The organism is Candidatus Polarisedimenticolaceae bacterium (assembly GCA_036275915.1).
In the GTDB taxonomy this organism is placed as follows: domain Bacteria; phylum Acidobacteriota; class Polarisedimenticolia; order Polarisedimenticolales; family DASRJG01; genus DASRJG01.
Map to the genome: position 1 here is coordinate 139,622 of DASUCV010000010.1, position 24,834 is coordinate 164,455.

Annotated in this window: 18 protein-coding genes; 11 read left to right on the plus strand and 7 right to left on the minus strand. The window is 68.2% G+C overall.

From position 1 onward, the window contains the following. The first annotated feature begins 18 nt into the window (after positions 1-18). Positions 19-927 carry a tRNA glutamyl-Q(34) synthetase GluQRS gene (gene gluQRS, locus VFV19_09380; GenBank protein HEX4824514.1) on the plus strand — a complete coding sequence of 303 codons (909 nt, stop codon included), beginning with the start codon at positions 19-21 and terminating at the stop codon, positions 925-927. On the opposite strand, the gene VFV19_09385 is transcribed toward gluQRS, so the two are convergent. Continuing rightward, the gene (locus VFV19_09385) at positions 924-2,345 is read right to left on the minus strand and encodes a M20/M25/M40 family metallo-hydrolase (GenBank protein ID HEX4824515.1); all 1,422 of its coding nucleotides are present in this window, start codon (positions 2,343-2,345) and stop codon (positions 924-926) included. The two genes, gluQRS and VFV19_09385, sit on opposite strands and share 4 nt — an antisense overlap. A 29-nt stretch (positions 2,346-2,374) precedes the next feature. Between VFV19_09385 and VFV19_09390 the strand changes: the two genes are divergently transcribed. Beyond that, complete coding sequence (locus tag VFV19_09390) at positions 2,375-3,586, plus strand: DUF1015 family protein (GenBank protein ID HEX4824516.1); 1,212 nt, start codon at positions 2,375-2,377, stop codon at positions 3,584-3,586. On the opposite strand, the gene VFV19_09395 is transcribed toward VFV19_09390, so the two are convergent. Further along, positions 3,583-4,365 carry a PilZ domain-containing protein gene (locus tag VFV19_09395; protein ID HEX4824517.1) on the minus strand — a complete coding sequence of 261 codons (783 nt, stop codon included), beginning with the start codon at positions 4,363-4,365 and terminating at the stop codon, positions 3,583-3,585. The two genes, VFV19_09390 and VFV19_09395, sit on opposite strands and share 4 nt — an antisense overlap. A gap of 124 nt (positions 4,366-4,489) precedes the next feature. Here VFV19_09395 and VFV19_09400 point away from each other — a divergent pair, with 124 nt between their 5' ends. After that, positions 4,490-5,554 carry a Fic family protein gene (locus VFV19_09400; GenBank protein ID HEX4824518.1) on the plus strand — a complete coding sequence of 355 codons (1,065 nt, stop codon included), beginning with the start codon at positions 4,490-4,492 and terminating at the stop codon, positions 5,552-5,554. Here VFV19_09400 and ftcD read toward each other — a convergent pair. Next, a complete protein-coding gene (ftcD, locus tag VFV19_09405) occupies positions 5,500-7,221 on the minus strand; it encodes a glutamate formimidoyltransferase (protein ID HEX4824519.1) in 1,722 nt (573 codons plus the stop codon). The genes VFV19_09400 and ftcD overlap by 55 nt on opposite strands. 75 nt (positions 7,222-7,296) lie before the next feature. Here ftcD and VFV19_09410 point away from each other — a divergent pair, with 75 nt between their 5' ends. From VFV19_09410 to VFV19_09420, 3 genes are read left to right on the plus strand one after another with little or no spacing between them, the layout of a single operon-like run. Further along, positions 7,297-7,656 carry a hypothetical protein gene (locus VFV19_09410; protein HEX4824520.1) on the plus strand — a complete coding sequence of 120 codons (360 nt, stop codon included), beginning with the start codon at positions 7,297-7,299 and terminating at the stop codon, positions 7,654-7,656. A gap of 28 nt (positions 7,657-7,684) precedes the next feature. Beyond that, complete coding sequence (locus VFV19_09415; GenBank protein ID HEX4824521.1) at positions 7,685-8,788, plus strand: N(4)-(beta-N-acetylglucosaminyl)-L-asparaginase; 1,104 nt, start codon at positions 7,685-7,687, stop codon at positions 8,786-8,788. Between the two features lie 4 nt (positions 8,789-8,792). Further along, positions 8,793-10,472, plus strand: a complete 1,680-nt coding sequence (locus VFV19_09420; GenBank protein ID HEX4824522.1) for a hypothetical protein — start codon at positions 8,793-8,795, stop codon at positions 10,470-10,472. Here VFV19_09420 and VFV19_09425 read toward each other — a convergent pair. From VFV19_09425 to aceB, 4 genes are all read right to left on the minus strand, one after another. Further along, the gene (locus VFV19_09425; GenBank protein HEX4824523.1) at positions 10,469-12,535 is read right to left on the minus strand and encodes an SPFH domain-containing protein; all 2,067 of its coding nucleotides are present in this window, start codon (positions 12,533-12,535) and stop codon (positions 10,469-10,471) included. The two genes, VFV19_09420 and VFV19_09425, sit on opposite strands and share 4 nt — an antisense overlap. A gap of 203 nt (positions 12,536-12,738) precedes the next feature. Continuing rightward, entirely contained in the window at positions 12,739-14,796 is a 2,058-nt protein-coding gene (locus VFV19_09430) for a M13 family metallopeptidase (GenBank protein ID HEX4824524.1), read from the minus strand. Between the two features lie 90 nt (positions 14,797-14,886). After that, a complete protein-coding gene (aceA, locus tag VFV19_09435; protein ID HEX4824525.1) occupies positions 14,887-16,134 on the minus strand; it encodes an isocitrate lyase in 1,248 nt (415 codons plus the stop codon). 14 nt (positions 16,135-16,148) lie between these two features. Continuing rightward, on the minus strand, positions 16,149-17,783 hold the full coding sequence (aceB, locus tag VFV19_09440) for a malate synthase A (GenBank protein ID HEX4824526.1): 1,635 nt from the start codon (positions 17,781-17,783) through the stop codon (positions 16,149-16,151). A gap of 158 nt (positions 17,784-17,941) precedes the next feature. On the opposite strand from aceB, the gene VFV19_09445 reads away from it, so the two are divergent. The 5 genes from VFV19_09445 to VFV19_09465 all read left to right on the plus strand — a co-directional run bounded on the left by VFV19_09445 (position 17,942) and on the right by VFV19_09465 (position 24,831). Beyond that, positions 17,942-19,378, plus strand: coding sequence for a short-chain fatty acyl-CoA regulator family protein (locus tag VFV19_09445; protein ID HEX4824527.1), 1,437 nt, complete (start codon positions 17,942-17,944; stop codon positions 19,376-19,378). Positions 19,379-19,389: 11 nt separating this feature from the next. After that, positions 19,390-20,502 carry a peptide-methionine (S)-S-oxide reductase MsrA gene (gene msrA / locus VFV19_09450; protein ID HEX4824528.1) on the plus strand — a complete coding sequence of 371 codons (1,113 nt, stop codon included), beginning with the start codon at positions 19,390-19,392 and terminating at the stop codon, positions 20,500-20,502. 43 nt (positions 20,503-20,545) lie between these two features. After that, entirely contained in the window at positions 20,546-21,535 is a 990-nt protein-coding gene (gene nadA / locus VFV19_09455; GenBank protein ID HEX4824529.1) for a quinolinate synthase NadA, read from the plus strand. Beyond that, positions 21,532-23,070, plus strand: coding sequence for an L-aspartate oxidase (locus VFV19_09460; GenBank protein HEX4824530.1), 1,539 nt, complete (start codon positions 21,532-21,534; stop codon positions 23,068-23,070). The genes nadA and VFV19_09460 overlap by 4 nt, the downstream gene beginning before the upstream one ends. Before the next feature lie 420 nt (positions 23,071-23,490). Continuing rightward, complete coding sequence (locus tag VFV19_09465; GenBank protein HEX4824531.1) at positions 23,491-24,831, plus strand: alginate export family protein; 1,341 nt, start codon at positions 23,491-23,493, stop codon at positions 24,829-24,831. Positions 24,832-24,834 lie beyond the last annotated feature (3 nt).

Sequence of the window (24,834 nt, forward strand, 5' to 3'; positions counted from 1 at the left end):
GTGTGGCATCTTTCCGTCATGGCGCGCGGCCGTTACGCACCCAGCCCGACGGGGCGGATCCATCTCGGGAACGCCTCGACGGCGCTGGTCTCCTGGCTCTCCGTGAGGGCTCGGGGGGGCACGTACGTCATGCGCATCGAGGACCTCGACTCACCCCGGGTCGTTCCCGGCGCCCTCGACGCGCTTCTCGGCGACCTCGCGTGGCTGGGCCTCGACTGGGACGAGGGCCCCTACGTGCAGAGCGACCGCCGGCCGGTGTACGACGCGGCGTTCGAGACCCTTCGCCGCGAGGGGCATGTCTATCCGTGCTTTTGCAGCCGGCGGGACATCCAGGCGGCGGCGAGCGCCCCGCAGGTCCCGGGCGACGAGGTCGTCTATCCGGAGACCTGCCGCGCGGTCGATCCCGCGGTCGCGGCGGCGCGGATCGCGCGCGGCGACGCGCATGCGTTTCGGTTCCGCGTCGACGGCGATCCTCCGGGCTTCGACGATCGCGTCGCGGGTCGGTTCGACCCCCCGCCTGGCTCGATCGGCGATTTCGTCGTCCGCCGCGCCGACGGCGTTCCCGCGTACCAGCTCGCGGTCGTCGCCGACGACGCGGCGATGGAGATCGACGAGGTCGTCCGCGCGCGCGACCTCCTCGCCTCCACCTCGCGGCAGCTCCTGATCTACGACGCGCTCGGCCGCGTGCCGCCGAGCTTCGCGCACGTGCCGCTGCTGCTCGGCCCCGACGGTGTGCGGCTGTCGAAGCGGCACCACGGGGTGACGCTGGCGGAGCTTCGAGAGGCGGGGGTGTCGGCCGAGGCGATCGTCGGACGGCTCGCGCATCTCCTCGGGCTAAGGAAGACCGAGGCACCGGTCGAGGCGCGTGCGCTCGCCGACGGGTTCGACCTCGACGCGCTCGGTGGTGTGACCGACCGGATCGTCTAGCGGCGGATGCCGGGCGGGCGGCTCGTGTCTTCTTTCTTCGTCGGCACGTAACGCGGGAGCGGCGGATCGAGGTTCGCGAGCTGCCAGGCCATGACCGCCATCGCCGTGGCGTTCATCGCGAGATCGTGCGAGTCGACCTTGTCGAGGGTGTCGGCCATCGTGTGGTGGATGTCGAAGTAGTGCGTGCCGTCCTGCCGGAGGCCGACGGTCGGCACCCCGGCGTCGCCCATCGGGGAAATGTCCGCGCCGCCGCCGCCGTCGCGGACGTCGTCGGCGGCGAACGACGCGAGAGGGGCGGCGAGCTTCCGCAAGGTATCGGCGCCGCCGGGACCCGCGTTGATGCCGAAGCCGAGCGGGCGTGCGCCGCCGGAATCCGATTCGATCGCCGCGACGTGCTGGGCGAGCTCCGCGCCGTGCGCCTCCGCGTACGCCTTCCCGCCGCGGAGGCCGTTCTCCTCGTTGGTCCACAGGACCGCGCGGATCGTCCGCTTCGGCTTGAGATCGAGCGCGCGGATCAGCCGGATCGCCTCCATCGCGATCGCGACCCCGGCGCCGTCGTCCTGCGCGCCGGTGCCGACGTCCCACGAGTCGAGGTGGCCGCTGACGATGACGACGTCGTCCGGCTTCTCGGAGCCGCGGATCTCGCCGAGCGTGTTCGCCGACTCCGCGTCGGGCAGCGTCTTGCACGTCTGCCGGAAGCTCACCTTGACCGTCTCGCCGGACTCGAGGAGCCGATGGATGAGCTCGGCGTCTTCCGGGGAGATCGCCGCCGCGGGGACGTGCGGCACGCCTTCTTCGTAGGCCATCGCACCGGTATGCGGAAGCCTCAGGTCGGCGGTCGCGAGGGAGCGGATGAACATCCCGACCGCGCCCGCCTTCGCCGCCGCCGAGGCACCGCTGTAGCGGAGGCCCGACGCGAAGCCGTAGCCGCGCTCGTCGGTGCCGTTCGGGTAGATGCGATGGTTGAAGAGGACGATCTTCCCCTTCGCCTTGTCGCCGAGCGCCTTGACCTCGTCGAGGTTCGTGACCTCCACGACCTCGGCGGTGATCCCGTCGGCCGGGGTCCCGTCGCTCATCCCGAGTGCCAGGAGGACGAGCGGGTGCTCCGTCGGCGCCAGGATCTTGCCCGACGCCTCACCGCGTACCCAGTGCGGCACCATGACCTTCTCGGTCCACACGCGGTCGAGCTTGTCGCGCTTCATCTCCTCGGCGCCCCAGGCGATCGCCTTCTCGAGGTTCTCCGAGCCCGAGAGTCGCGGCCCGATGCGATCGGTGAGCCATGCGAGCTTGCGGTACGCGCCGTCGCTCCTGAGACCTTCGGCGACGATGCGATCGACGGCGTCGCCCTCCGCGCCGGGCGACGCCGCCAGGCACAAGAACATCGCTCCGGCGATCGCGAACCCGCGCATGGAGCGCATGTTAACCTCCGCCGCGGAGAATCCCCGCGATGATCGTGCAGCCGTTCCGCGGCCTGCGGCCTCGGGCCGATCTCGCCGCGTCGATCCCCAGTCTTCCCTACGACGTCCTCGACTCGGCGGAGGCGCGCGTGCTCGCGGAAGGCGACCCGTACACCTTCCTTCACGTGGTCAAAGCCGAGATCGACCTGGACCCCGCGATCGACGTCCACGACCCACGGGTCTACGAGCGTGCCCGGACGAATTTCCGCGCCATGATCGCGTCCGGGTGGCTCGTTCCCGATCCCGAGCCGGCGTTCTATCTCTACCGCCAGCGGATGGGGGGCCACGTTCAAACCGGAATCGTCGGATCGGCGGCGGTCGAGGACTATCGCGCCGGCCGGATCAAGCGTCACGAGCACACGCGTCCCGACAAGGTCGAGGACCGGACACGCCACGCCGTGGCGATCGGTGCGCACGCCGGCCCGGTCTTCCTCGCGTACCGCGATCGCGCCGATCTCCGCGCGTTCACAGGCGAAGCGACGAAGCGGCGCGCCGACGTCGACTTCGTCGCGAAGGACGGGATCGGTCACGCGCTGTGGAAGATTGACGAGCCCGGCGACGTGCGGCGCATCGAGGAGGCGTTTCGCGACGTTCCCGCGAGCTACATCGCCGACGGGCATCACCGCGCCGCGGCGTACGCCGAGGTCGCGCTGCGTCGCGGCGACGGACCGGGCGAGCGATTCCTGGCGGTGCACTTTCCCGCGAGCGAGCTCCGGATCCTCGATTACAACCGGACGGTCGCCGACCTCCACGGTCTTACGCCTCGGACGCTTTTCGAGAAGATCGCGGCGGCGGGGTTCGAGATCACCGACCCGTGGCCGGCAAAGCGCCCGCCGGAGCCTGGGTCGATCGGGATCTTCGTCGACGGCCGGTGGCGTCTTCTCGTCACGAAACGGAGGTCGGACGTCCGTGATCCGGTGGCCGCTCTCGACGTGTCGGTCTTACAGGACCTCATCCTCGCGCCTCTCCTGGGAATCGGCAATCCCCGCAAGGACACGCGGATCGCGTTCGTCGGCGGGATCCGCGGAGTGGACGATCTCGAGCGCCGCGTGGCGTCGGGAGAGGCTGCGGTCGCGTTCGCGCTCTACCCGACCCGGCTCGACGACGTCATGCGCGTCGCGGATGCCGGCGCCGTCATGCCGCCGAAGAGCACCTGGTTCGAGCCGAAGCTCCGCTCCGGGATGGTGGTGCGGCTCCTCTAGCCTCGCGTCATCTTCTTGAACAGCTTCTCGCGCAGCGTCGGGTGGATGCCCGGGCGCGCGAGCAGCTTGCGGATCTGCGGCGGCTTGAGATCGGCGGTGAGCTTCTCGGCGATCGGCAGCAGCACCTTCGCTTGCGTCGCGAGCGCCATCCTGAGCTCCTCGTCGTTCTTGAACCGCGGATCTGCGGCGAGGAGGTCGATCGCGGTTCCCGGCAAGCCGAGCAGGCCGGCGATCGCACGTGCCTCCGGAAGCGTGAGGTTCGGGTTGCGGACGACCGCTTCCAGGACCGCGGGGTGCTGGTCCTGCCGGAGGTACTCGCGCTGCTTGAGCTCGGCCCGCTGGGCCAGCGCGATCCGTTGGGGCAGGGGGATCGCGTCGAGCGCTTTCTTGACCTCGGGCGGCGGGGCGTTCGGGCGAAGCGATTCAAGCGGTCCCGGCTGGGGCGCTTCGAGCAAGCGTGCGAGGAAGACCTCGATCCGGTCTCGGCGCACGTCGTCGACGTCGACGAATTCGACCGCGAGCTGGTTGCCGTCGGGATCTGGGGTCACCCGGATGATCCGCGCCGGGAGGGTGAGAGAGAGCAGACCGTTCGGGGTCTTGAGCGTCAGCTCCAGCGGCTCCGCCGACGGCGTCGTGAACGCGCCGACGATCAACGCACCCGACCGGCTGACGTTAACTGCCGTGCAGTGAATGATTTGGCCCGCGTCCGGGAACGAAGCCACGACCCCGGCCGGGAACCGGCATCCTCTCCGTACCGCGTCTTCGAGATGGCCGCTCATCGCTCGTTTCCGGACTGAAACCTAATGCCTGGATCGTCCGAGGGCACGTCCGGCGGGATGGACTATGATGTTGCGGCCAGCTAGTCCGCCCCCATGGCCATGATTGGGTGGAGAATTGGGTGTGATGGACGTCAAGCTTCCGGTCAACCCCGAAATCCTCAAAGGAATCTCCCAAGTCGATCATTTCCGCGGCCTATGGGCGGGCGGAACGCTGGTTCCAGCGGAGCGGCTCGAGCAGCTGAGGCGATCTGCCCGAGCCCAATCGATCGTCTCCTCTTGCCGGATCGCCGGCGTCAGGGCCGGTGACGACGAGATCGTCGCGATCGTGAACGCTGCCCCGCTGGCCTCCCTGGAGGCAGCCGAGCTGACCGGTTATGGGCTGGCGATCGACCGCCCGTTCCCGGCGGACGGGCCGATCGTGACGGTCGAAGAGGTCGCGGCTTTGAATGCCGTCCTCCTCGGGAAGCCGGGTGATCCGCCCTCCCCGAGCCCGCTCCGGGAGAAGCCGCTCCACCAGGAGGTCTTCGACGCCGAAGGCCGCGCGATGGGCCGCGTGCTGCAGACCCTGCCGCCGCGCCTCCTGCAGGAGAAGCTCGACGGCGCCGTCTCATGGCTCGAGATCGAGCTCCGCTCCGGCGAGCAGCACCCTCTCCTCGTGATCGGCGCGTTCTTCGTCTACTTCACGGCGATCAGCCCGTTCGATCGCGGCAACGGACGCGCCGCGCGGGTCATGGTGCCGCACCTCCTACGACGCGCCGGGTTCGGGTTCATCGACTATGCGAGCCTCGAAGGGCTCTTCGAGGAGATGCGCTTCGACTACTACGACGCCATCGATCAGGCGGAGACGAAGATCTGGACCGAAGAGGCCGATCTCGCCCCGTGGCTCGGGTTCTTCATCGGAGCGCTGAACACGCTGACGTCGAGGCTTCAAGCCAAGCTCGACATCGAAGTCCGGTCGCGTGAGCTGCCGCCGCTCCAGCGTGCCATTCTCGCGACGATCCGCGAGCACGGCACGGGCGCCGCCTCGCTTCTCATCGCGTCGACCGGGGCGAACCGCAACACGCTGAAGGACAACCTTCGGCGGCTCGTCGACCGGGGGTTGCTCGAGCGGATCGGGACGAAGCGGGGAACCTTCTACCGGCTCCCCGCCTTGGAAGCGGTCGCCGGTCGCGTCCCCGCCGAGGACTGATCGAGGACCGACTCGACCGCGTCGCGCACCGTCACGGCGAGGGCACGGGCACGATCGAGCGCCGTCGTCTGACGATCGAGGAACCCATCGCGTACGGCCGCGTCGCTCACCGACGGCGCGTTGATCCTCACGTTGAGCGACGCGCCTTCCGCCGCCGCGAGCGCGCACGCAGCCCCCACGCCGGCGTCGGAGACCGAGCTGGGATTGCCGTCGCGCGCCACGACGAGCGCCAGCTCGAGCGCGCGCGCGCACGCCTCGAGCACGTCGAGCGGCACCTTCATCGCCTCCTGGTTGGCGCGCTCGACCGCCTCCGCGCGCCGGGCGATCTCTTGCGGCGTCTTCTTCGGCAAACGTATCGCCGCGAGCACCGCATTGAAGGCGTCGGTGTCGCGGTCGACGGCATCGAGGAACCAGTCCTTGAGCGCTTGCGCGCGGTCGCCGGCGTCCTTCATCGCCGGCCGCGCGCCTTCCATCCCCGCCTTCGACCAGGTCAGCGCCGCGACCATCGCCGACAGCGCGGCGGAGAGCGCGCCGCAGAGCGCGGCGACGCTACCGCCGCCGGGCGCCGGTGAATCGCTCGACAGCTCGTCGGTGAAGGCGCGCACTGTGCGCGCGACGAGCCCCTTCGGTGGACCGGCATAGCGGTACTCGATGACCTTCTGGCGCGCGTCGAACGGGCCCAGCTCCGCCAACCCCAGAGAGAGCACCGCGGCGTGGACGCGCTCGGCCTCCGGCACCCCGGTCGTCTTTCCCTGCTTCGTGAGGAAGTGGTCGCCGGCCGCGAGGAGCGCCTCGCGCGGGATGAGGCCGACCAGCTCGCTGCCGGTGACGCGGAGGCCGAGGCGGGCGGCCTCTTCCCGGCAAGCCTCGAAAACCTCGTGAAGCGGCGTCACCCGGTAGTCGGTCAGGTTGATCGACACCTGCGCGCGGCCGAACTCCTCGATGTACCAGCCGACGGCACGGCAGTGCTTGAACCGGCCGGGCGCCATGATCGACTTGCCGGCGGCGTCCTTCAGGATCTTGCCGTCGGTACCCCGCTTCGGCTTGCCGGCCTCGCGGATCTCTTGCGCCACGGTGTTGGCGAGCTTCTTGTCGCGGGTGTTGAGGTTGACGTTGTATGCGATGAGGAACGGCCGCGCGCCGATGACGGTCGCGCCTGCGCCGGCGTTGAACGCCCGGGGGCCGAAGTCCGGGGCGAAGGACGGGTCCTCGAGTCGCGCCTCGAGGCCTTCGTATTCGCCCTTCCGGATGTCGGCGAGCGAGCGCCGGTCGTCGCGCGTCGCCGCCGCCTCGTAGAGGTATACGGGGATGCCGAGCTGCGATCCGACGCGCGCTCCGAGAGAACGCGAGACCGCGACGCAATCGTCCATGGTCGCGCCGGAAACGGGAACGAACGGGCAGACGTCGGTGGCGCCGATCCGCGCATGCTCGCCCGTGTGGCGCTGCATGTCGATCAGTGCGGCCGCCTTGCGGATCGCCCGGAACGCGGCCTCCTCGACCGCCTCGGGCGGCCCGATGAAGGTCACCACCGTACGGTTCGTCGCGGCGCCCGGGTCGACGTCCAGGAGCACCGCGCCGGGAGTTCCCGAGATCTCGGCCGTGATCGCGTCGATGACGGCCCGGTCGCGCCCTTCGCTGAAGTTCGGGACGCATTCGATGAGCTTCATGGCCGGATTCTAGCCGATACGAGGAATTCACCCTTTTGAAACGCGGCCGTAAAACGCCGCATCCAAGCTATCGGCATGAGCGAAACGACGAACGTGGAAAAACTCCTCGGCGACGCGATCGCGCTCCTCGAGGAGAGCGGGTTCCCGATGGCGGCCGACGCGCTGCGCGACAGCCTGAACGCGATCCGCCGCGCGCCGACCGAGGCCGCCCGCCGGCGCAGGGCCGTCTCCGTCCGCGAGCTGCTGGAGGTGGCCGGCCACACGGAGTTCTACGAGGCGACTCCGGTCGGCCCCGATGTCCTCCGGCATCGGCGTGTGGCCGGACGGCGCGGAAGCGAGCAGCGCTACCGCGAAACCCTGGAAGCGATTCAGGGCCTGCTTTCGCCGCCGGGAACCGACGAAGATTGGTCTCCCAGCTTCCGCCGCATCGCCTGATAATCCCGGCGGCCCGGAGGTCGCCGCCATGTCCCGTCGCCTGTCTCGCCGCCAGTTCGTGAAGGCGGGTGCCGTCGCCGGCATCGCCGCCGCCGCACGGCGCACGCTGGCTCAAGGACCCGCCGTGGTCGCGTCGAGAGGGGCGCGGCCGATCGTCATCTCGTCCAGGAACGGGAACGAGTTCAAGAACGGGGGACCGCACACCGCGGTCGAGGAAGCGTACGGACGCATCGCCCGCGGCGAGGACGTCCTGGACGCGATCCTCGCCGGTGTCAACATCGTCGAGCTCGACCCGCTCGACGACTCGGTCGGCTACGGAGGAATTCCGAACGCGGAAGGGGTCGTCCAGCTCGACTCGTGCGTCATGCACGGACCCAGCCGGCGCGCCGGAGGGGTCGGCGCCCTGGAGGGCGTGCGCACACCTTCGCTCGTCGCCAGGGCAGTCATGGCGAGCACCGACCATCATCTCCTCGTCGGCGCCGGCGCGCAGTGGTTCGCGCGCGCGATGGGGTTCACCGTCGAGCCCGATCTCAACACCGAGCACTCGCGGAAGCTCTGGCTCGAATGGAAGCGCCGCACCGATCCGGAGCACTACCCCGCGGTCTCCCAGCGCGAGGCGCGCGACGCGATGATCGCCGAGGGCTTGCTCCACGCCGACCGCTTGTACGGCACGATCCACATGAACGCTGTCAACGCGAAGGGTGAAGTGTGCGGCGCCACGACGACGAGCGGCCTCGCGTTCAAGATCCCCGGCCGGCTCGGTGACTCGCCGATTCTCGGAGCAGGGAACTACGTCGACGGCGACGTCGGTGCCTGCGGCTCGACCGGAAGGGGAGAAGCCAATCTCTACAACCTCTCGTCGTTCTTCGTGGTCGAGCAGATGCGGCAGGGGAAATCACCGAAGGACGCGATCGTGGAGACGCTGAAGCGCATCAAGGAGCGCACCGTGAAGCGGTTGCAGAAGCCCGACGGCAATCCCAACTTCGACATCAAGTTCTACGCGATGAACGTCAAGGGCGAGCACGCCGGGATCTCGATGTACGGCGGCGCCGAGCCGAAGTACGCCGTCTGCGACGAGAACGGCCCCAAGACCATCGCGATGGACGCGCTCTTCTCGGGGAAGCCGGACTAGGGCCATGAAGCGCGCGCTCGCGATGATCGCGCTCGTCGCGGCTGCCGCGCGCGCCGATGAGCTCAAGACCCCTCCTCCCGTCGTCCCCGGCGAGTGGCGTGCGACCGAGGTCCCCGGGTTCGTGGTCTACGGCAACGTCGACGAGCGCACGCTGTACGACGTCGCCGGCAATCTCTCTCGCCTCCGAGCGGTGCTCGCGCATACGGCGGCGGGCCTCGACACGGGGAGCGAGCGTCCGATCCCCGTCTTTGCCTTCAGGCACAGCGACGAATTCAGGCCTTACGCGCCGGCGGGGAACAAGCGGCTCGACGGGTTCTTCGCGAACGCTTATGGCTATCGCGCGATCGCCCTCGACCTGACCAGGCCGGGGGCGGACGAGTCGATCTACCACGAGCTCGTGCACCACGTGGTGCGGCGGAACTTCGGCGACGTCCCGCTGTGGTTCAACGAGGGGATCGCCACGCTCTACGAGACGTTTCGCTGCGGGACGTCGACCGCCACGGTCGGCTGGGTCCCGCGGAGCCGCATCGTGTGGTTCGATGCACATCCGCTCGTCGCCGTGAAGAAGCTGGCGGTCGTCACCACGGACGACCCCGACTACAACGAGGCCGACCGCGCGGGGACGTTCTATCTCGAATCCTGGCTGCTCGTGCACGACCTCTTGTTCGGCCACCCGAGCCGCGGACCGGAGCTCGCCGCGTACCTGAAGCTCGTCCACGACGGCCGCAAGGCGGACGAGGCCCTCGAGACGGCGTTCACCGGCGGGTCGGCCGGCCTCGATGCGGAATTGTCGAGCTACATCAAGACCGGCTCGTTCCCGTACACCGACATCTCGTTCTCCGACCTCCGGGTGCCCTCACCCACGACGGCCCGCAAGGTCGGTCGCGTGGAAGCGCTCGGCGCGCTCGGCGGCTTGGCGCTCGTCGCCCGGCCGCACGATCCGTCCTCGGCCCGGGCGCATTTCGAGGCCGCGCTCGCGGAGGCGCCGGGCGACGCTCGCGCCCGGGCGGGTCTCGGGGCGGTGGGCGTCCTTCAGAAACGGTACGGCGAAGGGTTGCGCGACATCGAGCTCGCGATCGAGGGGGGCGCCGACGAACCGGCGCTCCTTGTCCTCGGCAGCCGGGCGATCCTCGACATGGAGCACGAGGAATCGGGCGGTCACATCGAGAAGGGGAAGCTTCCTTCCGCCAACGTCCTGCGGGCGCGCGACTGGCTCGAGCACGCGATCAAGGCCGAGCCGTTCGACGACGCGGCGCTCAAGATCTACGGCCTGACGTTCCTGGCGGCGGACGACGACCCCGCTCACGGCATCGCGGCGTTCGAGCGTGCCGACGCGATCGATCCGCTCGACGACGGCTCGCTCTACGACCTCCTCCAGCTCTACGTCCGGCGGAAGGACCGGGCGAAATCGGAGGCCCTGTTCGCGACCCGCATCGAGCCGAAGGCGAGGCCCGAGATCGTCGCGCGGGCACGGGAGACGCTCCTGCGGCTCGACTATGAAGACGCGCGGGAAGCGCTCGATGCCGGCGACTACGACAGGGCGATCGTTCTGGTGCACACGATCCGTGACAAGACGTCCGACGAGGCCCTCAGGGCGCGCATGGTCGAGCTCTCGGGCAAGGTCGAGGCCGCGGCGGCCGCCAAGAAGAAGCGGGCCACCGCGGTCTCGAAGCCCAAGCGTTAGCTCTTCGGCCCGTTCGGGTTCCGGTCCTTGATCCCCTTCATGAGGTCGTCGCGGATCGCCTGGGCCTGCGGGTCGCGCGGCGCGCTGGACACGGCTCCCGCCAGGTGCGCGAGCTTCTCGGTCAGGAGGGTGCCGAGCAGGCCCTCGATGAGCCCGGACTTCTCTCCGTTGCTTCCCATCGTGATCTTGGGGACCACGTCGACCTGCGATCGCTCGACCGCCTCGGCGAACCGGTTCATGACCTGCTGCACGAGCTGGAACTGCGGGCCGCCGTAGGCGCGGACCTGCTCCTCGATGGCGAGCGCCTGCGCGACACCGACCGTCGCCGAGCGCATCGCCTCCGATTCCGCGAGGGCCCGGATCTTCTTGGCCTCGCCCTCGCCCATCAGGCGCGTCTTTTCGGCCTCCGCGGACGCGAGGATCTGGATCTGCGCGGCCTGTTGCTGCGCGCGGGCGTAATCCGCCTTGCCCTGGTTCGACTGGACGTTGATCGAGATCTCCGACTCGGTGAGGAGGGTCTGTTGCTTCGCGCGCGCCTCGGCCTCGCGCAGCTCGCGCTCCTTGCCGGCGGCGCGCTCCTGGCGCGAGTAGGTCTCGACCTGCTCCTCGGCGATCTGGCGGCTTCGGAGCTGAATCAGGATCTGCTCGATCTGCGTACCGGCCGCACCGGAGTTCGCTCCCGCCGCCGGTGTTCCGATCAGGACCTCGAGCAATTCGAGGTTGTACTGTTGGAACTTCTCCTTCATCTGCTCCCCGGCCTGCTGCTGGATCGCGCTGCGGTCCTGAATCAGCTGGATCAGCGTGCGCGTCTGGCCGATGTTCTTGAAATAGGCCGAGACCATCGGGTCGAGGGTCTGTTCGACGAGGCGCTTGATGTCGCCGAAGCGCTGGATGACGAGCGGCGCCTTGCGGTAGTCGATGTGAACGACGACCGAGAGCGGAAGGCTCGGCTCGAACGCGTCCTTCGTGATCAGGCTGACCTCGGCGAGGTTCTCGTCGAACCCGTGCGAGCCGGCTTCGTTCCTCACCCACTTCAGGATGAAGTTCGTCGTCGGGACGTGAAGGACCTTGCCCGCGTACGTGTTGAACGCGTACTTGCCGGGGAGGAGCGGGTCTTGCCAGACGCCGCGCCGATTGTTCTCCACGAGCTCGCCGTGCCGGTACTGCTCGCCGGAGATGTCCTTGCCGATCTCGCCGGTGTAGGAGACGACCACGCCGACGGTGCCGACCTCGACGACCGTCTTCGGGATCATCTCGATCGTCGCGAAGAGCCGATTGATGTAGTACGTGCCTTCGACGAGGACCTGGAGCTGGCGCCCGCGGAGGCCGCCGGCGGCGAGGAACTTGTCCGCGTCCTGGAAGTTGTTGTGGTAGGTCTCCTTGCTCTGCACGTCGTTGCCGACCATCGGCGCGATGATCTCGCCGGGCTGCAGCGACGGACCGTCGTGGACCGTGACGATACCGACTTCATCGTCGGTGCCCTTGATGACTTTCGGCCGGAACCCGTCACGCTCGGCGATCACCGCGGCCATCTTCGCGAACGTCTCGGCCTCGGTACGGTCGAGCGGCAGGTAGAAGATCTGGTCGGGGGTGAGGACCACGAACTGCGCGAGGTTGATCGCGTACGTTCCTTCACGGAGGATCATCCGCTGCGGACCCTTCGTCCCGCCCGATCGGAGGAAGGCGGCGACGTCCTGGAAGCCTTTCGCCGAGACGTTCGACGCCAGCGCCTGAGTCGACGGAAGGTCCTGGCCGTCACGAGCGAAGATGTACCCGATCTTGCCCTGTGGGATCGTCACGAGCGGCATTCGATGCACGCGATACTGGAACGGCGTGAGGAAATGCCACCCGCCGCGCAGGATGTGCGGCTGGAAGCCGGCCTCACCGTCGAGCGCGATCAGCCCGGCCTTCACGGAGCCCTTCGCCGAGACGAGCTTCTCGACGATGCCGATTCGCGTGTTGGGGATGTAACGGATCCAGGTGAACAGAAGCGCCAGCAGGAAAAGCGTTCCCGCGGCCGCGAGGAGAAGTTGGAACGGATGAGACATCAGCCAGGTGATCATGGAGCTTGCCCCCTTCTTGGGTGACGAACCTCGAATCGCTCTCTGGGGTCGGATCTTACGCGGGCCGCTTCGGGAAGATCCCGGCGGCGCGGATCCGATCAGTCGCGTATCACGGAAGCGCGGGAGAGCGGTGGGCGGTCACGGAGGAGAGTACGGAGGCGGCGGCCGCCGGGTTCCCGCTCCGGCGGCCGCGCGCAAAACCCTTACCAGACCTTGCAGATCTTGTCGGCCGGCTTCTTTTCCGCCGCGCCGTTCTTGCACTGGAACGCCTCGGCGAACTCGGGCATGTTGACGACGACGCCGTTGATCCGGTACTTGCCGGGGGAGTGCGGGTTCGTCGCCGCGTTCAGGCGCAGGTTCTCAGGCCGCTCGTTCTCGCACGCCCACTGCGCGAGGCCGACGAAGAAGCGCTGCTCCGGCGTCAGCCCGTCGACGGTCTCGAGCTTCATTCCCTTCGTGGCGTCCTTCCAGGCCATCCACGCGAGGATCGTTCCGCCGAGATCGGCGATGTCCTCGCCCGACGTCAGCTTGCCGGTGATCTTGATGTCGTCCACGACCGTGTACTGCGAGTACTGGTCGCGAACGCAGTTCGCGCGCTGCTCGAACTGCTCGGCGTCTTTCTTGGTCCACCAGTCGCGCAGGTTTCCGTCGCCGTCGTACTGGCGCCCCTCGTCGTCGAACCCGTGGGTCAGCTCGTGGCCGATCGTGCTGCCGGTGTTGCCGTAGTTCGGAGCGTCGTCGATCTTGAGGTCGTAGAGCGGCGGCATGAGCACGCCCGCCGGGAAGTTGATGTCGTTCATCGACGGGTTGTAGTACGCGTTGACCGTCGGAGGCGTCATGCCCCATTCATTCTTGTCGACCGGCTTGCCGACCTTCGCGGCCTGGCGGTTCGTCTCGAACGTGATGGCGCGCGAGACGTTCCCGTAGAAGTCCCCGCGCTTGACGGCGAGGGTGCTGTAGTCGCGCCACACGCCCGGGTAGCCGACCTTGTTGCGAACCTTCGCGAGCTTCTCGAGCGCGGCCTTCTTCGTGGCGTCGCTCATCCAATCGAGGTTCGTGATCCGCGTCTTCATCGCGGCGAGGATCTGGTCGGTCATTGCGACGGCCTTCGCCTTGTTCTCCGGCGGGAAAGCGCGGTCGACGAATTCCTTCCCGAGCGCCTCGCCGAGATCGCGATCGACCCACCCCACGCACCGCTTCCACCGCGGCTGCTGCTCCTTCACGCCTCGAAGCGTGGCGCGGTAGAACGCGAAGTGCTCGTCGACGAACGGCTTCGAGAGGCTGTCGGCCTTGGTGCTCACGAGCCCCCAGCGGAGGTAGGTCTTGAGGTCGGCGAGCTTCTCCGCCTGGAGGCGCGCCTCGACCTCGGCGAACACCTTCGGCTCGGACACGTTGATCCATGCGCCGGGGTGCGTGCCCCAGCCCTGGAAGTACGCGTCCCAGTTCATCGAGGGGACCATTTTCTTGAGCTCGGGGATCGTCGTGTGGTGATAGATCTTGTAAGGGTCGCGCTTCTCGACGCGGGTCAACGTGACCTTCGCGAGCGCCGTCTCGATCCGCATGATCGTCGCCGCCTCGGTCTTCGCGGCGTCGGCCGAGTCGCCCAAGAGCTTGAGCATGTTCGCGACGTGGGCGACGTACTTCGTCCGGAGGTCCTTCGACTTGTCGTCATCCTTGAAGTAGTAGTCGCGGTCGGGGAGCCCGAGGCCGCCCCCGTAGAGGGCGACGATCTGGACGCTCGATTCCTTCGCGTCCTGCTCGACGCCGCTCCCGAAGAGCATGCCGCCGGTGTAGACGCGCGCGTGGATCGAGCCGAGCACGGCGCCGAGGTCCGCAACCGACTTCATGTCTGCGATCTTCTTGAGGTCGTCGGCGAGGGGCGCGGCTCCCGCCTTCTCGATCGTCCCGGTGTCCATGCAGGAATCGAAATAGTCCCCGATCTTCTGCTGCGTCGGGGTCCGCCCGGGGCTCGGCTTCGCGGCGTCCTGGAGGAGGCCCCACAAGTAGCGCTGGTTGTCCTCGTAGAGCTTGCCGTAGACGCTCCAGCTCGCCTGGTCGCCCGGCAGCGGGTTGTTCTTCATCCACCCACCGCAGGAGTACTGGTACAGGTCCTGGCACGGGTCGGCGGTCTTGTCCATCGATTTGACGTCGAGGCTGGGCGTATAGGGAAGCTCGGTGAACGGCGTGTCCTCGGCGGCGCGAGCGAGAGAGCCGGCCGCGAGCGCGGCGAGGACGAGCGAAGCAGCGACACGAAGGGTCATGGAAAGGCTCCTTGGGCGACGGGCGCACGGGAGCATACGCGCCCGACGGGTGCGTAGTTTACCGGTCGCCGCGTTCGGGAGCCCGCCCGATCAGAATTGCTCGGACTCGGTCGATTCCTTGAGCGCGATCGTCGACGCGGTGCCCCCCGAGATCACCTGGGCAACCTCGTCGAAGTAGCCGGTGCCGACCTCGCGCTGGTGCTTCGCCGCCGTGTAGCCCTCGTGCTCGGCGGCGAATTCCGCCTGCTGGAGCCGCGAGTAGGCCGCCATGCCCTCTTCACGGTAGCCGCGTGCGAGCGCGAACATGCCGTGGTTGATCGAGTGGAAGCCGGCAAGGGTGACGAACTGGAACTTGTAGCCCATCGATCCCAGCTCGCGTTGGAACGTCGCGATCGTGGCCTCGTCCAGGTGGCGCTTCCAGTTGAAGGAGGGCGAGCAGTTGTACGCGAGCATCTTGCCGGGGAACTTCGCGTGGATCCCCTCCGCGAAACGCCGGGCCTCCTGGAGGTTGGGCGTCGAGGTCTCGCACCAGATCAGGTCGGCGTAGGGCGCGTAGGCGCGGCCCCGCTCGATCGCCATCTCGATGCCGCCCTCGATCCGGAAGAACCCCTCGGGCGTGCGCTCGCCGGTGCAGAAGGCTCGGTCGCGCGCGTCGATGTCGGAGGTCAGAAGGCGCGCGGAGTCGGCGTCGGTGCGGGCGATGACGAGCGTCGGCACGTCCATGACGTCCGCGGCGAGCCGGGCCGCCACGAGCGTGCGGACGAACTGGCTCGCGGGGACGAGGACCTTGCCGCCGAGGTGGCCGCACTTCTTTTCGGAGGAGAGCTGGTCCTCGAAGTGCACGCCGGCCGCTCCCGACTCGATCATCGCCTTCATCAGCTCGAAGGCGTTCAGGGGCCCGCCGAATCCGGCCTCGGCGTCCGCGACGAGCGGCGCCATCCAGCAGTGCTTCGTCCCGCCCTCCGCGTGCTCGACCTGGTCGGCGCGGAGCAGCGCCTGGTTGATGCGACGGACGAGGCGCGGGACGGAGTCGACCGGGTAGAGGCTCTGGTCCGGGTAGGTCATCGGCGAGGAGTTCGCGTCCGCCGCGACCTGCCACCCCGAGACGTAGATCGCTTCGAGGCCCGCACGCACCATCTGGACCGCCTGGTTCCCGGAGAGCGCGCCCAGCGCGTTGACGTAGGCGCGCCCATGGAGGAGCTCCCACAACCGGTTCGCTCCGAGCCGGGCGAGTGTGTGCTCGATCCGGACGCTGCCGCGGAGGCGGTCGACGTCGGACGGTGTGTAAGGGCGCTCGATGCCGGCGAATCTCTCGGCCCGGGGGGTGAGCTGAGCCATGACGATCTCCTTGATCAGGCCTGCGTCGACCGGTCGACGTCGACGAGGAAGTCGTAAGCGGGAAGGGTCAGGAACTCTTCGAAGGAATCCGAGAACAGGAGGCGCTCGAACAGCGACACCGCGTCGGCGAACCGCCGGCCCTCGAAGCCGAACGGCCCGCACTCGTCACGCACGGCGGCCACCTCGGAAGCGAGGAGCTCGCGCACGAGCGCCGGGGTGACCTCGCGTCCGTCGGCCAGGCGCGCCCTGTGACGCAGCCACTGCCAGACCTGCGTGCGCGAGATCTCGCACGTCGCGGCATCTTCCATGAGGTGGTAGAGCGGGACGCAGCCGGTGCCGCGAAGCCAGGCCTCCAGATATTGAATGCCGACGCGGAGGTTCCAGCGGAGGCCGGCGGCGGTCTTGGGGCCCTCGGGGATCGCGAGAAGTTCCGCAGCCTTGATCGCCACCGCCTCGCGGAGGTCGTGAATCTGGTTCGCCCCCGGCATCGCGGCGTCGAAGACTCCGCGGGCGACCGGGACCAGGCCCGGATGGGCGACCCACGTGCCGTCGTGGCCGCTCGCCGCCTCACGGGCCTTGTCGGCGACCACCTTCGCCATCGCCTCGGCGTTGGCCGCCGCGTCGTTCTTGATCGGGATCTGCGCGGCCATGCCGCCCATCGCGTGGATGCGGCGGCGGTGGCACGTTTTCACGAGGAGCTGCGAGTACGCGCGGAGAAAGCCCTGGTCCATCGTCACGACGGCTCGGTCGGGGAGAACCGCCCGGGCGTCCGCCTTGTGGACCTTGATGAAGCTGAAGATGTAGTCCCAACGCCCGCAGTTCAGGCCGGCGGCGTGGTCGCGCAGCTCCCAGAGGATCTCGTCCATCTCGAAGGCCGCGGGAAGCGTCTCGATGAGGACGGTCGCGCGGATCGTGCCGTTCGGAAGTCCGAGCGCGCCCTGCGCGTGGACGAAGACCTCGTTCCAGAGCCGCGCCTCGAGGTGTCCTTGAAGCTTCGGCAGGTAGAAGTAAGGCCCCGTGCCCTTCCCCACGAGCGCGCGTGCGTTGTGGAAGAAGAACACCCCGAAGTCGAAGAGCGCGGCGGGGATCGGATGGCCGTCGACCTCGACGTGCTTCTCGGGGAGGTGCCACCCGCGCGGCCGCACCATGAGCACCGCCGGCTTCTCGATCAACCGGTAGCTCTTGCCGCCGTCGTCGTGCGCGATCGTGCCGCGGACCGCGTCGATCAGGTTCGCCTGGCCGGAGACGAGGTTGTCCCAGCGCGGCGCCGTTGAATCCTCGAAGTCGGCCATGAAGACCGAGGCGCCCGAATTGAGCGCGTTGATGATCATCTTGCGGTCGACCGGTCCCGTGATCTCGACGCGGCGATCCGAGAGGTCGCGCGGGATCGGCGCCACCGTCCAAGCGCTCTCGCGGATGGAAGTGGTCTCGGGGAGAAAGTTCGGTCGCTCGCCCGTGTCGTACCGCGCCTGGGCGATTCGGCGGCGGGAGAGGAGCGCTTCGACCGCCGGCTGGAAGCGCCTGACCAGCTCTTCGACGAACTCGAGGCAAAGCGGAGAGAGGACCTCGTCGCTGCGATCGCACGTGCGGCCGACGACGTGGATCCCTTGCCGGTTGGCCGTCGACGCCGCCGCTTGATTGGGTGTCATCGTCTTCCTCGAATCGTCGAGCCGGTGCCCAACATCTAGATTCCGAGACAAAGTCTCCTATTGCCATGACTTATTGCCCTGAGGCCGCAAACGTAATTAACAACGTCAAAGCGATTGCTGTAATGATGTAACGACTGTAAATTCAATGCGAGGAAGTAATGAAGGAATCCGCGAGACTCGGCGCTCAAATCAGGGCGGTGCGGCGTCAGAACAGCCTGACGCAAGCGAAGATGGCGGAGCGCCTCGGAATCTCGGCGAGCTACCTGAATCTCATCGAGCACGGGCGGAGGGCGATGTCGGCCGAGCTGCTCATCAAGCTCGCGCAGACGTTCTCCGTCGACCTCAAGACCTTGGGCGGCGCCGACCACGAGCGACTGCTCGCGGATCTCCTCGAGGCGTGCGGCGATCCGCTCTTCGATCCTTACGCGCTCACGCCCGACGACGTCGGCACGCTTGCGGCTCATTCACCCGCCGCCGCACGGGCGATGATCGGTCTCTACCACGCGTTCCGCAGTGCGAAGGAGTCCGCGCGATCGCTCGCCGAGCGCCTGTCCGAAGGGTCGGAGATCCGGCCGGGGATCGATGCCGACCGGCTGCCTTCCGAAGAGGTGAGCGACTACGTCCAGCGGCACGCCAACTACTTCGAGGATCTCGAAGAAGGGGCGATGCGGATCCGGGGCGATGCCGGCCTCGAAGGGGAGGATCTCTACCAGGGCCTCGCGCGCTACCTGCAAGACCGGCACGGTGTGACGGTCAAGATCGAGAAGGTCGGCGCGATGCGCCGTGCGGTCCGCCGGTTCGATCCGGTGCGCCGCGAACTGCTCCTCTCCGAGGTCCTGCGGCGCGGCAGCCGGAACTTCCAGCTCGCCTATCAGGTTTCCCTCATGACGCAGCGCCAAGCGATCGAGCGTCTCTCCGCCGACGCGCACCTCACGACCTCCGACTCCCGCACGCTGGCCCGCGTCACTCTTGCGAACTACTGCGCGGCTGCCGTGCTCATGCCGTACGAGCCGTTCCTCCGGGCCGCGCGTGAGGAGCGTTACGACTTGGAGCTGCTCGGCCACAGGTTCCGCACGAGCTTCGAGCAAGTGTGCCACCGCCTGACGACGCTCCGGCGGCCCGGGCATGAGGGCGTGCCGTTCCACCTCGTCCGTGTCGACGCCGCCGGAAACATCTCGAAGCGCTTCTCGGCGTCCGGCGTCCGTATCGCGCGCTTCTCGGGGGCCTGCCCCCGCTGGATCCTCCACAGCGCCTTCCTGACCCCGGGGATGTTCCGGCGTCAGGTCTCCCGAATGCCCGACGGCACGCACACCTTCGCGATCGCGCGGACGATCGAGAAGGAGGGTTCGGGCTTCCACGGCCCGCATGCGGCGCATGCGATCGAGCTGGGCTGTCCGGTCGCTTACGCCCGCGAGCTCGTTTACTCGGACGGGGTCGATCTCGATAACGTCGCCGCCGCCGTGCCGGTCGGGGTCACCTGCCGGCTTTGCGAGCGCATGGACTGCGAGCAGCGGGTCTTCCCGTCGCTCCAGAATCCCATGCACATCGATGAGCACGTTCGCGGGATCTCGTTCTACGCTCCCGTGCACGATTGACGGAGACACACATGCCGCGTCTCACCCTCGCGCTCACGCTCGGACTCGTCCTCGGCGCCTGCAGCACGGCCGATTCCGGGACGAAGCCCTCACCGCCGGCCGGAACGCAGACCGCGATCGTCGCGGGAGGCTGCTTCTGGTGCATCGAATCGGCGTTCGACGACGTCCCGGGCGTCGTCTCGGCGACGTCCGGCTACACCGGCGGTCACGTGCCGAACCCCACCTACGAGCAGGTCAGCAGCCATGAGACCGGCCACTACGAGGCGGTCGAGGTGAAGTTCGACCCCAGGAAGATCACCTACGCGCAGGTCCTGGACATCTTCTGGCGCCACATCGATCCCACCGACCCGGAAGGACAGTTCGCGGACCGCGGCTCCAACTACCGCACCGCGATCTTTGTCGGAGACGCCGGTCAGCGGGCGATCGCGGAAGCGTCGAAGAAGGCCGTCGAAGATTCGCACTGGTTCGACAAGCCGATCGTGACCCAGATCCTCCCTGCCGGACCGTTCTACCCGGCCGAGGAGCCGCACCAGAAGTACTGCAAGAAGCACCCCGAGTCGTTCCACGCCTATGAAGAGGGGTCCGGTCGCGGCCCGTACATCGAGAAGACCTGGAAGGGAAAGCCGGCGATCGCTCCACCTCAAGCGAAACCGCAGGCGTACACGAAGCCGTCCGACGACGAGATCAAGAAGCGACTGACGCCGCTCCAGTACGAGGTGACGCAGCACGGGGCCACCGAGATGGCGTTCCACAACGAGTTCTGGAACAACCATGACGCCGGGATCTACGTCGACGTCGTCTCCGGCGAGCCGCTCTTCAGCTCGAAGGACAAGTTCGACAGCGGGACCGGCTGGCCCAGCTTCACGAAGCCGCTCGCCCCGGCGAACGTGCTCGAGCAGGACGCGACGGGCCTCAAGACCGCGGGGTACGTCGAGGTCCACAGCAAGAACGCGGGGAGCCATCTCGGCCACGTGTTCGACGACGGGCCGCAGCCGACGGGCCTGCGCTACTGCATCGACAGCGCCTCGCTGCGTTTCATCCCCGCGGCGAAGCTCCAGGCGGAAGGCTACGGCGAGTTTGCGGCCCAGTTCGCGCCCGACCAAAGGACCCCGAAAGCTCCGTAGTTAGAGCTCCGACTCGTGCTCCCATGGGCTCGAAGGAGCCCCCATGTCGACGCGCGAGGAGGTCGCCGAACGCTACCTCACGGTGAGCCACGCCGTTCCCCCGATCGAGTGGCCGGTCTACGTCGAGGACGTCGGTGCGATCCTCGATCTGAAGCGGCGCCGCTCCGCGAAGATCCTCGCGCACAACTACCAGGATCCCGTGATCTACCACGGCCTTGCCGACGCGACCGGCGACTCCCTCGCGTTCGCCGAGCGCGCACGCGCGCTCGAATCGGAAGTCCTCGTGGTTTGCGGCGTCTCGTTCATGGCCGAGACCGTCAAGCTCCTGAACCCGCATCGCACGATCCTGATCCCCGAACCCGATGCGGGCTGCTCGCTGGCCGAATCGATCACTCCCGAGGACGTCCGCCGTCTTCGGTCGCAATGGCCCGGTGTCCCCGCGGTCTGCTACGTCAACACGTCGGCCGCCGTGAAGGCGGAGTGCGACGTGTGCTGCACCTCGGCGAACGCGGTCGAGGTCGCGCGGTCGTTCGGATCGCAACGCGTGCTGTTCCTTCCGGACCGGCATCTCGCCCGCTACGTCGCGGCGGAGACCGGGCTCGACGTCATTCCCTACGACGGGAGCTGCGAGGTTCACGAGCGCTTCACCGCGGAGGACATCCGCGAGCTCCGTGAGTTCTTCCCGGACGTCGTCGTCCTGGCGCATCCCGAGTGCGTGACGGAGGTGCTCGCGGAGGCCGACTACGTCGGATCGACCTCCGGGATGATCCGTAGGCTGCGGGCCCGCCCTCCGGCCTGCGCGGCCCTCATCACCGAGTGCACGATGAGCGCCAACGTCGCCGCCGAGCTTCCCGGAATCAAGCTCGTCCGCCCCTGCAACATCTGTCCGCACATGCATCGCACCACGGTCGCGTCGGTGAGGCGCTCCCTCGAGACGATGACCCACGAGATCGTCATCGACCCCGAGGTGGCGCGGCGGGCGCGACGCTCGATCGAGCGGATGCTCGAGATCGGGCGCGGCCGAACGGGATGAGCCGGGCCGACGTCGTGGTCGTCGGGTCGGGCGCGTCGGGCATGACCGCGGCGCTGGCGCTCGCGCCGCTCACCGTCGCTCTCGTCACGAAGACCCCCACCCTCTGCGGCGGCGCGAGCCCAATGGCGATGGGGGGGATCGCCGCCGCGGTCGGGCCGGACGACGATCCGTTCCACCACGGTGCCGACACCATCGCGGCGGCGGCCGGTCTCGCCGATCCCGAAGCGGTCAAGGCGCTCGTCCATGACGGGCCGAAGGCCATTGCGCGGCTCGTCCTCGAGGGGACGCGCTTCGACCGGGGGAAGGACGGACATCTCGCTCTGGGACGCGAAGCGGCGCACAGCCGGTCGCGCATCGTGCGCGCCGGTGGCGACGGGACCGGGGCGGAGGTGGTGCGAGCGCTCGCGGCGGCCGTCCTGAGCTCTCCTCGCATCGATGTGCGTGCCGGGCTGTTCACGGAAGACCTCGTGTGCGAAGGGGGACAGACGCGCGGGATCCGGACCAGGGATGCGCGCGGCGTCGCGGCGACGCACCCGGCGGATGCGATCGTGCTCGCGACGGGAGGCATCGGACGCATCTTCGCCGAGACGACGAACCCGGTCGCGGCGACCGGAGACGGCCTGGCGATCGCCGCACGCGCGGGGGCGAAGCTCGCCGACCTCGAGTTCGTCCAGTTCCATCCGACGGCGCTCGCCGTCGCTTCCGATCCGATGCCTCTCGTGACCGAAGCGATCCGCGGCGCCGGGGCGGTGCTCGTCGACGAGCGCGGCAGGGTCATGACGATCGACGGTTGGCAGCGGGCCGAGCTGGCGCCGCGCGACGTCCTGGCGTGGGAGATTTCCCTCCGGCTCGCACGCGGCGAGCGGATCGCGCTCGACGCCCGCTCGCTCGGGGCCGAGCGGCTGGGGCGTGAGTTCCCTGCGGTGCTCCGCGCGTGCCGCGCCGCAGGCTACGATCCGTGCCGCGACCCGATTCCCGTCGCTCCGGCGGCGCACTACCACGTGGGCGGCGTCGCCGTGGATCTCCGGGGGCGCACGTCGGTCGAGGGCGTCTGGGCGTGCGGCGAGGTCGCGTGCACCGGCGCTCACGGCGCGAACCGGCTGGCCAGCAACTCCCTCCTCGAGGCGCTCGTCTTCGGCGCTCGAGCGGCGGAGGACATCCGTCGCAGGCTCGGCCGCTCGTCGGTGAGATCATTCGGAGCGAGCGGCGGCGCCGCCTTCGGCGAGCCGGTGGGCCGGCCGTCCCCGCGCTGGGAGCGCCGCCTTCGTGCCGCCACGAGCCGCGGTCTCGGCATCGTGCGGGACGGCGACGGGATCCGCGCGGCGCTCGCGGACTTCGACGCGCTGTCCCCCGAAGCCGGCGACGGCGAGGCACGCAACATGGTCCTCGTAGGCCGTCTCGTGGCGGCCGCCGCGCTGGTCCGCGCAGAGAGCCGCGGCGCGCATCGGCGCCGCGACTTGCCGGACCGCGACGCGCGCTTCACCTCGCGCCTGGCGCGAACGGCCGAGGAGCTGCTCGCAGGCGCCCTCGTCTAGCGCTCGCTCGAGAAACCGCGCTCCATCCTCGGCGTCCTCACGATCCCTGCCTTCTATCTGTAAGAGATCGATTCCATCCATTGACTTGGAGAATCCGGTTCCTTGGAGCCGGATTCCATGGATACCCCCATAGAGTTGATAGGGTTATGGGTGGCCTCCGCCGAGAGTTATGGCGAACTGTTTGTAGCGGTGAGACTTAGCCATTTCTTATAAAGATTGCTGCCGTAGGGCATACCTCTTGCTGAGTCTTTGCCGCGAACAGGGAGTTCCAACAGCCTGGGGGAATCAGGGAGAAGTCGAGAGCGACGCCGGAGCCGGGGATAGTCCCCGAGCCCCGGACCCCCACGGGGGGGCGCAACGGTGCACCACGGCCGGCGACCCCTTGCGACGGTGTCGAGCTCGCGTGTCGGGAGGCAGGGAATGAAGAAGGTCTTGTGGACGGTCTTCGTCGCCGTCGTGGCCGGAGCGATGCTCGTGCCGGCGTACGCGGCCGACGCGGACAACACCTTCACCTTCAACGGTGAAGTGCGCGCGCGGTACGAGTACCTCAACAACTATCTCGATCAGCTGGACAGCCATAGCTCGGGTGACGCGAACGACGACGGGTTCTCGATGGGCCCCTATCGCGTCATGTTGGGCATCACCGGCACCTTCGCGAAGAACATCACCGCGCATGCCGATCTCCAGTACGTCGGCATGTTCGGCGATGAGCTCAACCCGCAGAAGGACATTTTCCCGCCGGTCGGCCAGTTCTTCACGCCCTACCAATTCAACACGCAGGGCGTCCAGCTCTACACCGGATGGTTCGAAGCCTCGAAGCTCTGGGGCAGCGACGTCAGCATCCGCGTCGGCCGCCAGGAGCACACCTACGGAACCGAGCTCCTCATGGGCGACAACGACTACTACGCCGGCCTGTCGTTCGACGGCGCCCGCGTGATGTGGAACCACGGCCACAGCGACCTCAACGTCTTCTATTACAAGATCGCCGAGGAGAACGGCCTCCCGATCCCCGGCACGGGTGCCGGCGCGAATGACAGCGACCTCTTCGGCGCCACCTACGACTGGAACTTCAACAACGGTTGGGGAACGGTCGGCGGCTACTTCCTCGTCGGCCAGGACCTCGGCGGGGCGGGCCCGGTCTTCGTTGCGGACTCCAGCGTCGAGACGTACGGCGTCCGCTGGAACCGTCCGATGATGAACGGCGACAAGCTCAACATGTTCGACTGGGACGTCGAGTACGCGATGCAGAGCGGCGACGAGGGAGCACCCGCCCCCCCCAACCCGAGCATCAAGCTCGGCGGTTGGATCGGTGAAGGCTGGTTCGGGTTCAACTACAAGGTCGGCGATTCGCACGGCCGCGTGCACATCGGCACCCTCATGACCTCGGGCGACAAGGTCAGCACGACCAAGAACGAGGCGTTCATCCCGCTCTATGGCGACTTCCACGCCAACAACCGGTTCGGCGATCTCGACTGGATCGACATGTTCGGCTCGGCGAACATCACCGACTACAACGTCGGCTACGATCACTGGTTCGGCACGGCCCACCACGTGATGGCGGCCTACCACAAGTTCAAGGAGACGGAGTCGAACGGTGCGCCGTCCGACGATCTCGGCGACGAGATCGACGTCTCCTACGACTACATGTACTCCAAGAACCTCTCGATCCAGGTGCTGGTCGGCCAGGCCAGCCCCGGGAACGCGTTCGTCAATACGGACTCCGTGCAGCGCGTCGCGGTTCAGGCGATGCTCCACTGGTAGGCT

Excerpts from the sequence above, each read along its gene's own strand:
- gluQRS (HEX4824514.1), top strand. The coding sequence starts at position 19 with ATGGCGCGCGGCCGTTACGCACCCAGCCCGACGGGGCGGATCCATCTC.
- VFV19_09385 (HEX4824515.1), bottom strand. The coding sequence starts at position 2,345 with ATGCGCTCCATGCGCGGGTTCGCGATCGCCGGAGCGATGTTCTTGTGC.
- VFV19_09390 (HEX4824516.1), top strand. The coding sequence starts at position 2,375 with ATGATCGTGCAGCCGTTCCGCGGCCTGCGGCCTCGGGCCGATCTCGCC.
- VFV19_09395 (HEX4824517.1), bottom strand. The coding sequence starts at position 4,365 with ATGAGCGGCCATCTCGAAGACGCGGTACGGAGAGGATGCCGGTTCCCG.
- VFV19_09400 (HEX4824518.1), top strand. The coding sequence starts at position 4,490 with ATGGACGTCAAGCTTCCGGTCAACCCCGAAATCCTCAAAGGAATCTCC.
- ftcD (HEX4824519.1), bottom strand. The coding sequence starts at position 7,221 with ATGAAGCTCATCGAATGCGTCCCGAACTTCAGCGAAGGGCGCGACCGG.
- VFV19_09410 (HEX4824520.1), top strand. The coding sequence starts at position 7,297 with ATGAGCGAAACGACGAACGTGGAAAAACTCCTCGGCGACGCGATCGCG.
- VFV19_09415 (HEX4824521.1), top strand. The coding sequence starts at position 7,685 with ATGTCCCGTCGCCTGTCTCGCCGCCAGTTCGTGAAGGCGGGTGCCGTC.
- VFV19_09420 (HEX4824522.1), top strand. The coding sequence starts at position 8,793 with ATGAAGCGCGCGCTCGCGATGATCGCGCTCGTCGCGGCTGCCGCGCGC.
- VFV19_09425 (HEX4824523.1), bottom strand. The coding sequence starts at position 12,535 with ATGATCACCTGGCTGATGTCTCATCCGTTCCAACTTCTCCTCGCGGCC.
- VFV19_09430 (HEX4824524.1), bottom strand. The coding sequence starts at position 14,796 with ATGACCCTTCGTGTCGCTGCTTCGCTCGTCCTCGCCGCGCTCGCGGCC.
- aceA (HEX4824525.1), bottom strand. The coding sequence starts at position 16,134 with ATGGCTCAGCTCACCCCCCGGGCCGAGAGATTCGCCGGCATCGAGCGC.
- aceB (HEX4824526.1), bottom strand. The coding sequence starts at position 17,783 with ATGACACCCAATCAAGCGGCGGCGTCGACGGCCAACCGGCAAGGGATC.
- VFV19_09445 (HEX4824527.1), top strand. The coding sequence starts at position 17,942 with ATGAAGGAATCCGCGAGACTCGGCGCTCAAATCAGGGCGGTGCGGCGT.
- msrA (HEX4824528.1), top strand. The coding sequence starts at position 19,390 with ATGCCGCGTCTCACCCTCGCGCTCACGCTCGGACTCGTCCTCGGCGCC.
- nadA (HEX4824529.1), top strand. The coding sequence starts at position 20,546 with ATGTCGACGCGCGAGGAGGTCGCCGAACGCTACCTCACGGTGAGCCAC.
- VFV19_09460 (HEX4824530.1), top strand. The coding sequence starts at position 21,532 with ATGAGCCGGGCCGACGTCGTGGTCGTCGGGTCGGGCGCGTCGGGCATG.
- VFV19_09465 (HEX4824531.1), top strand. The coding sequence starts at position 23,491 with ATGAAGAAGGTCTTGTGGACGGTCTTCGTCGCCGTCGTGGCCGGAGCG.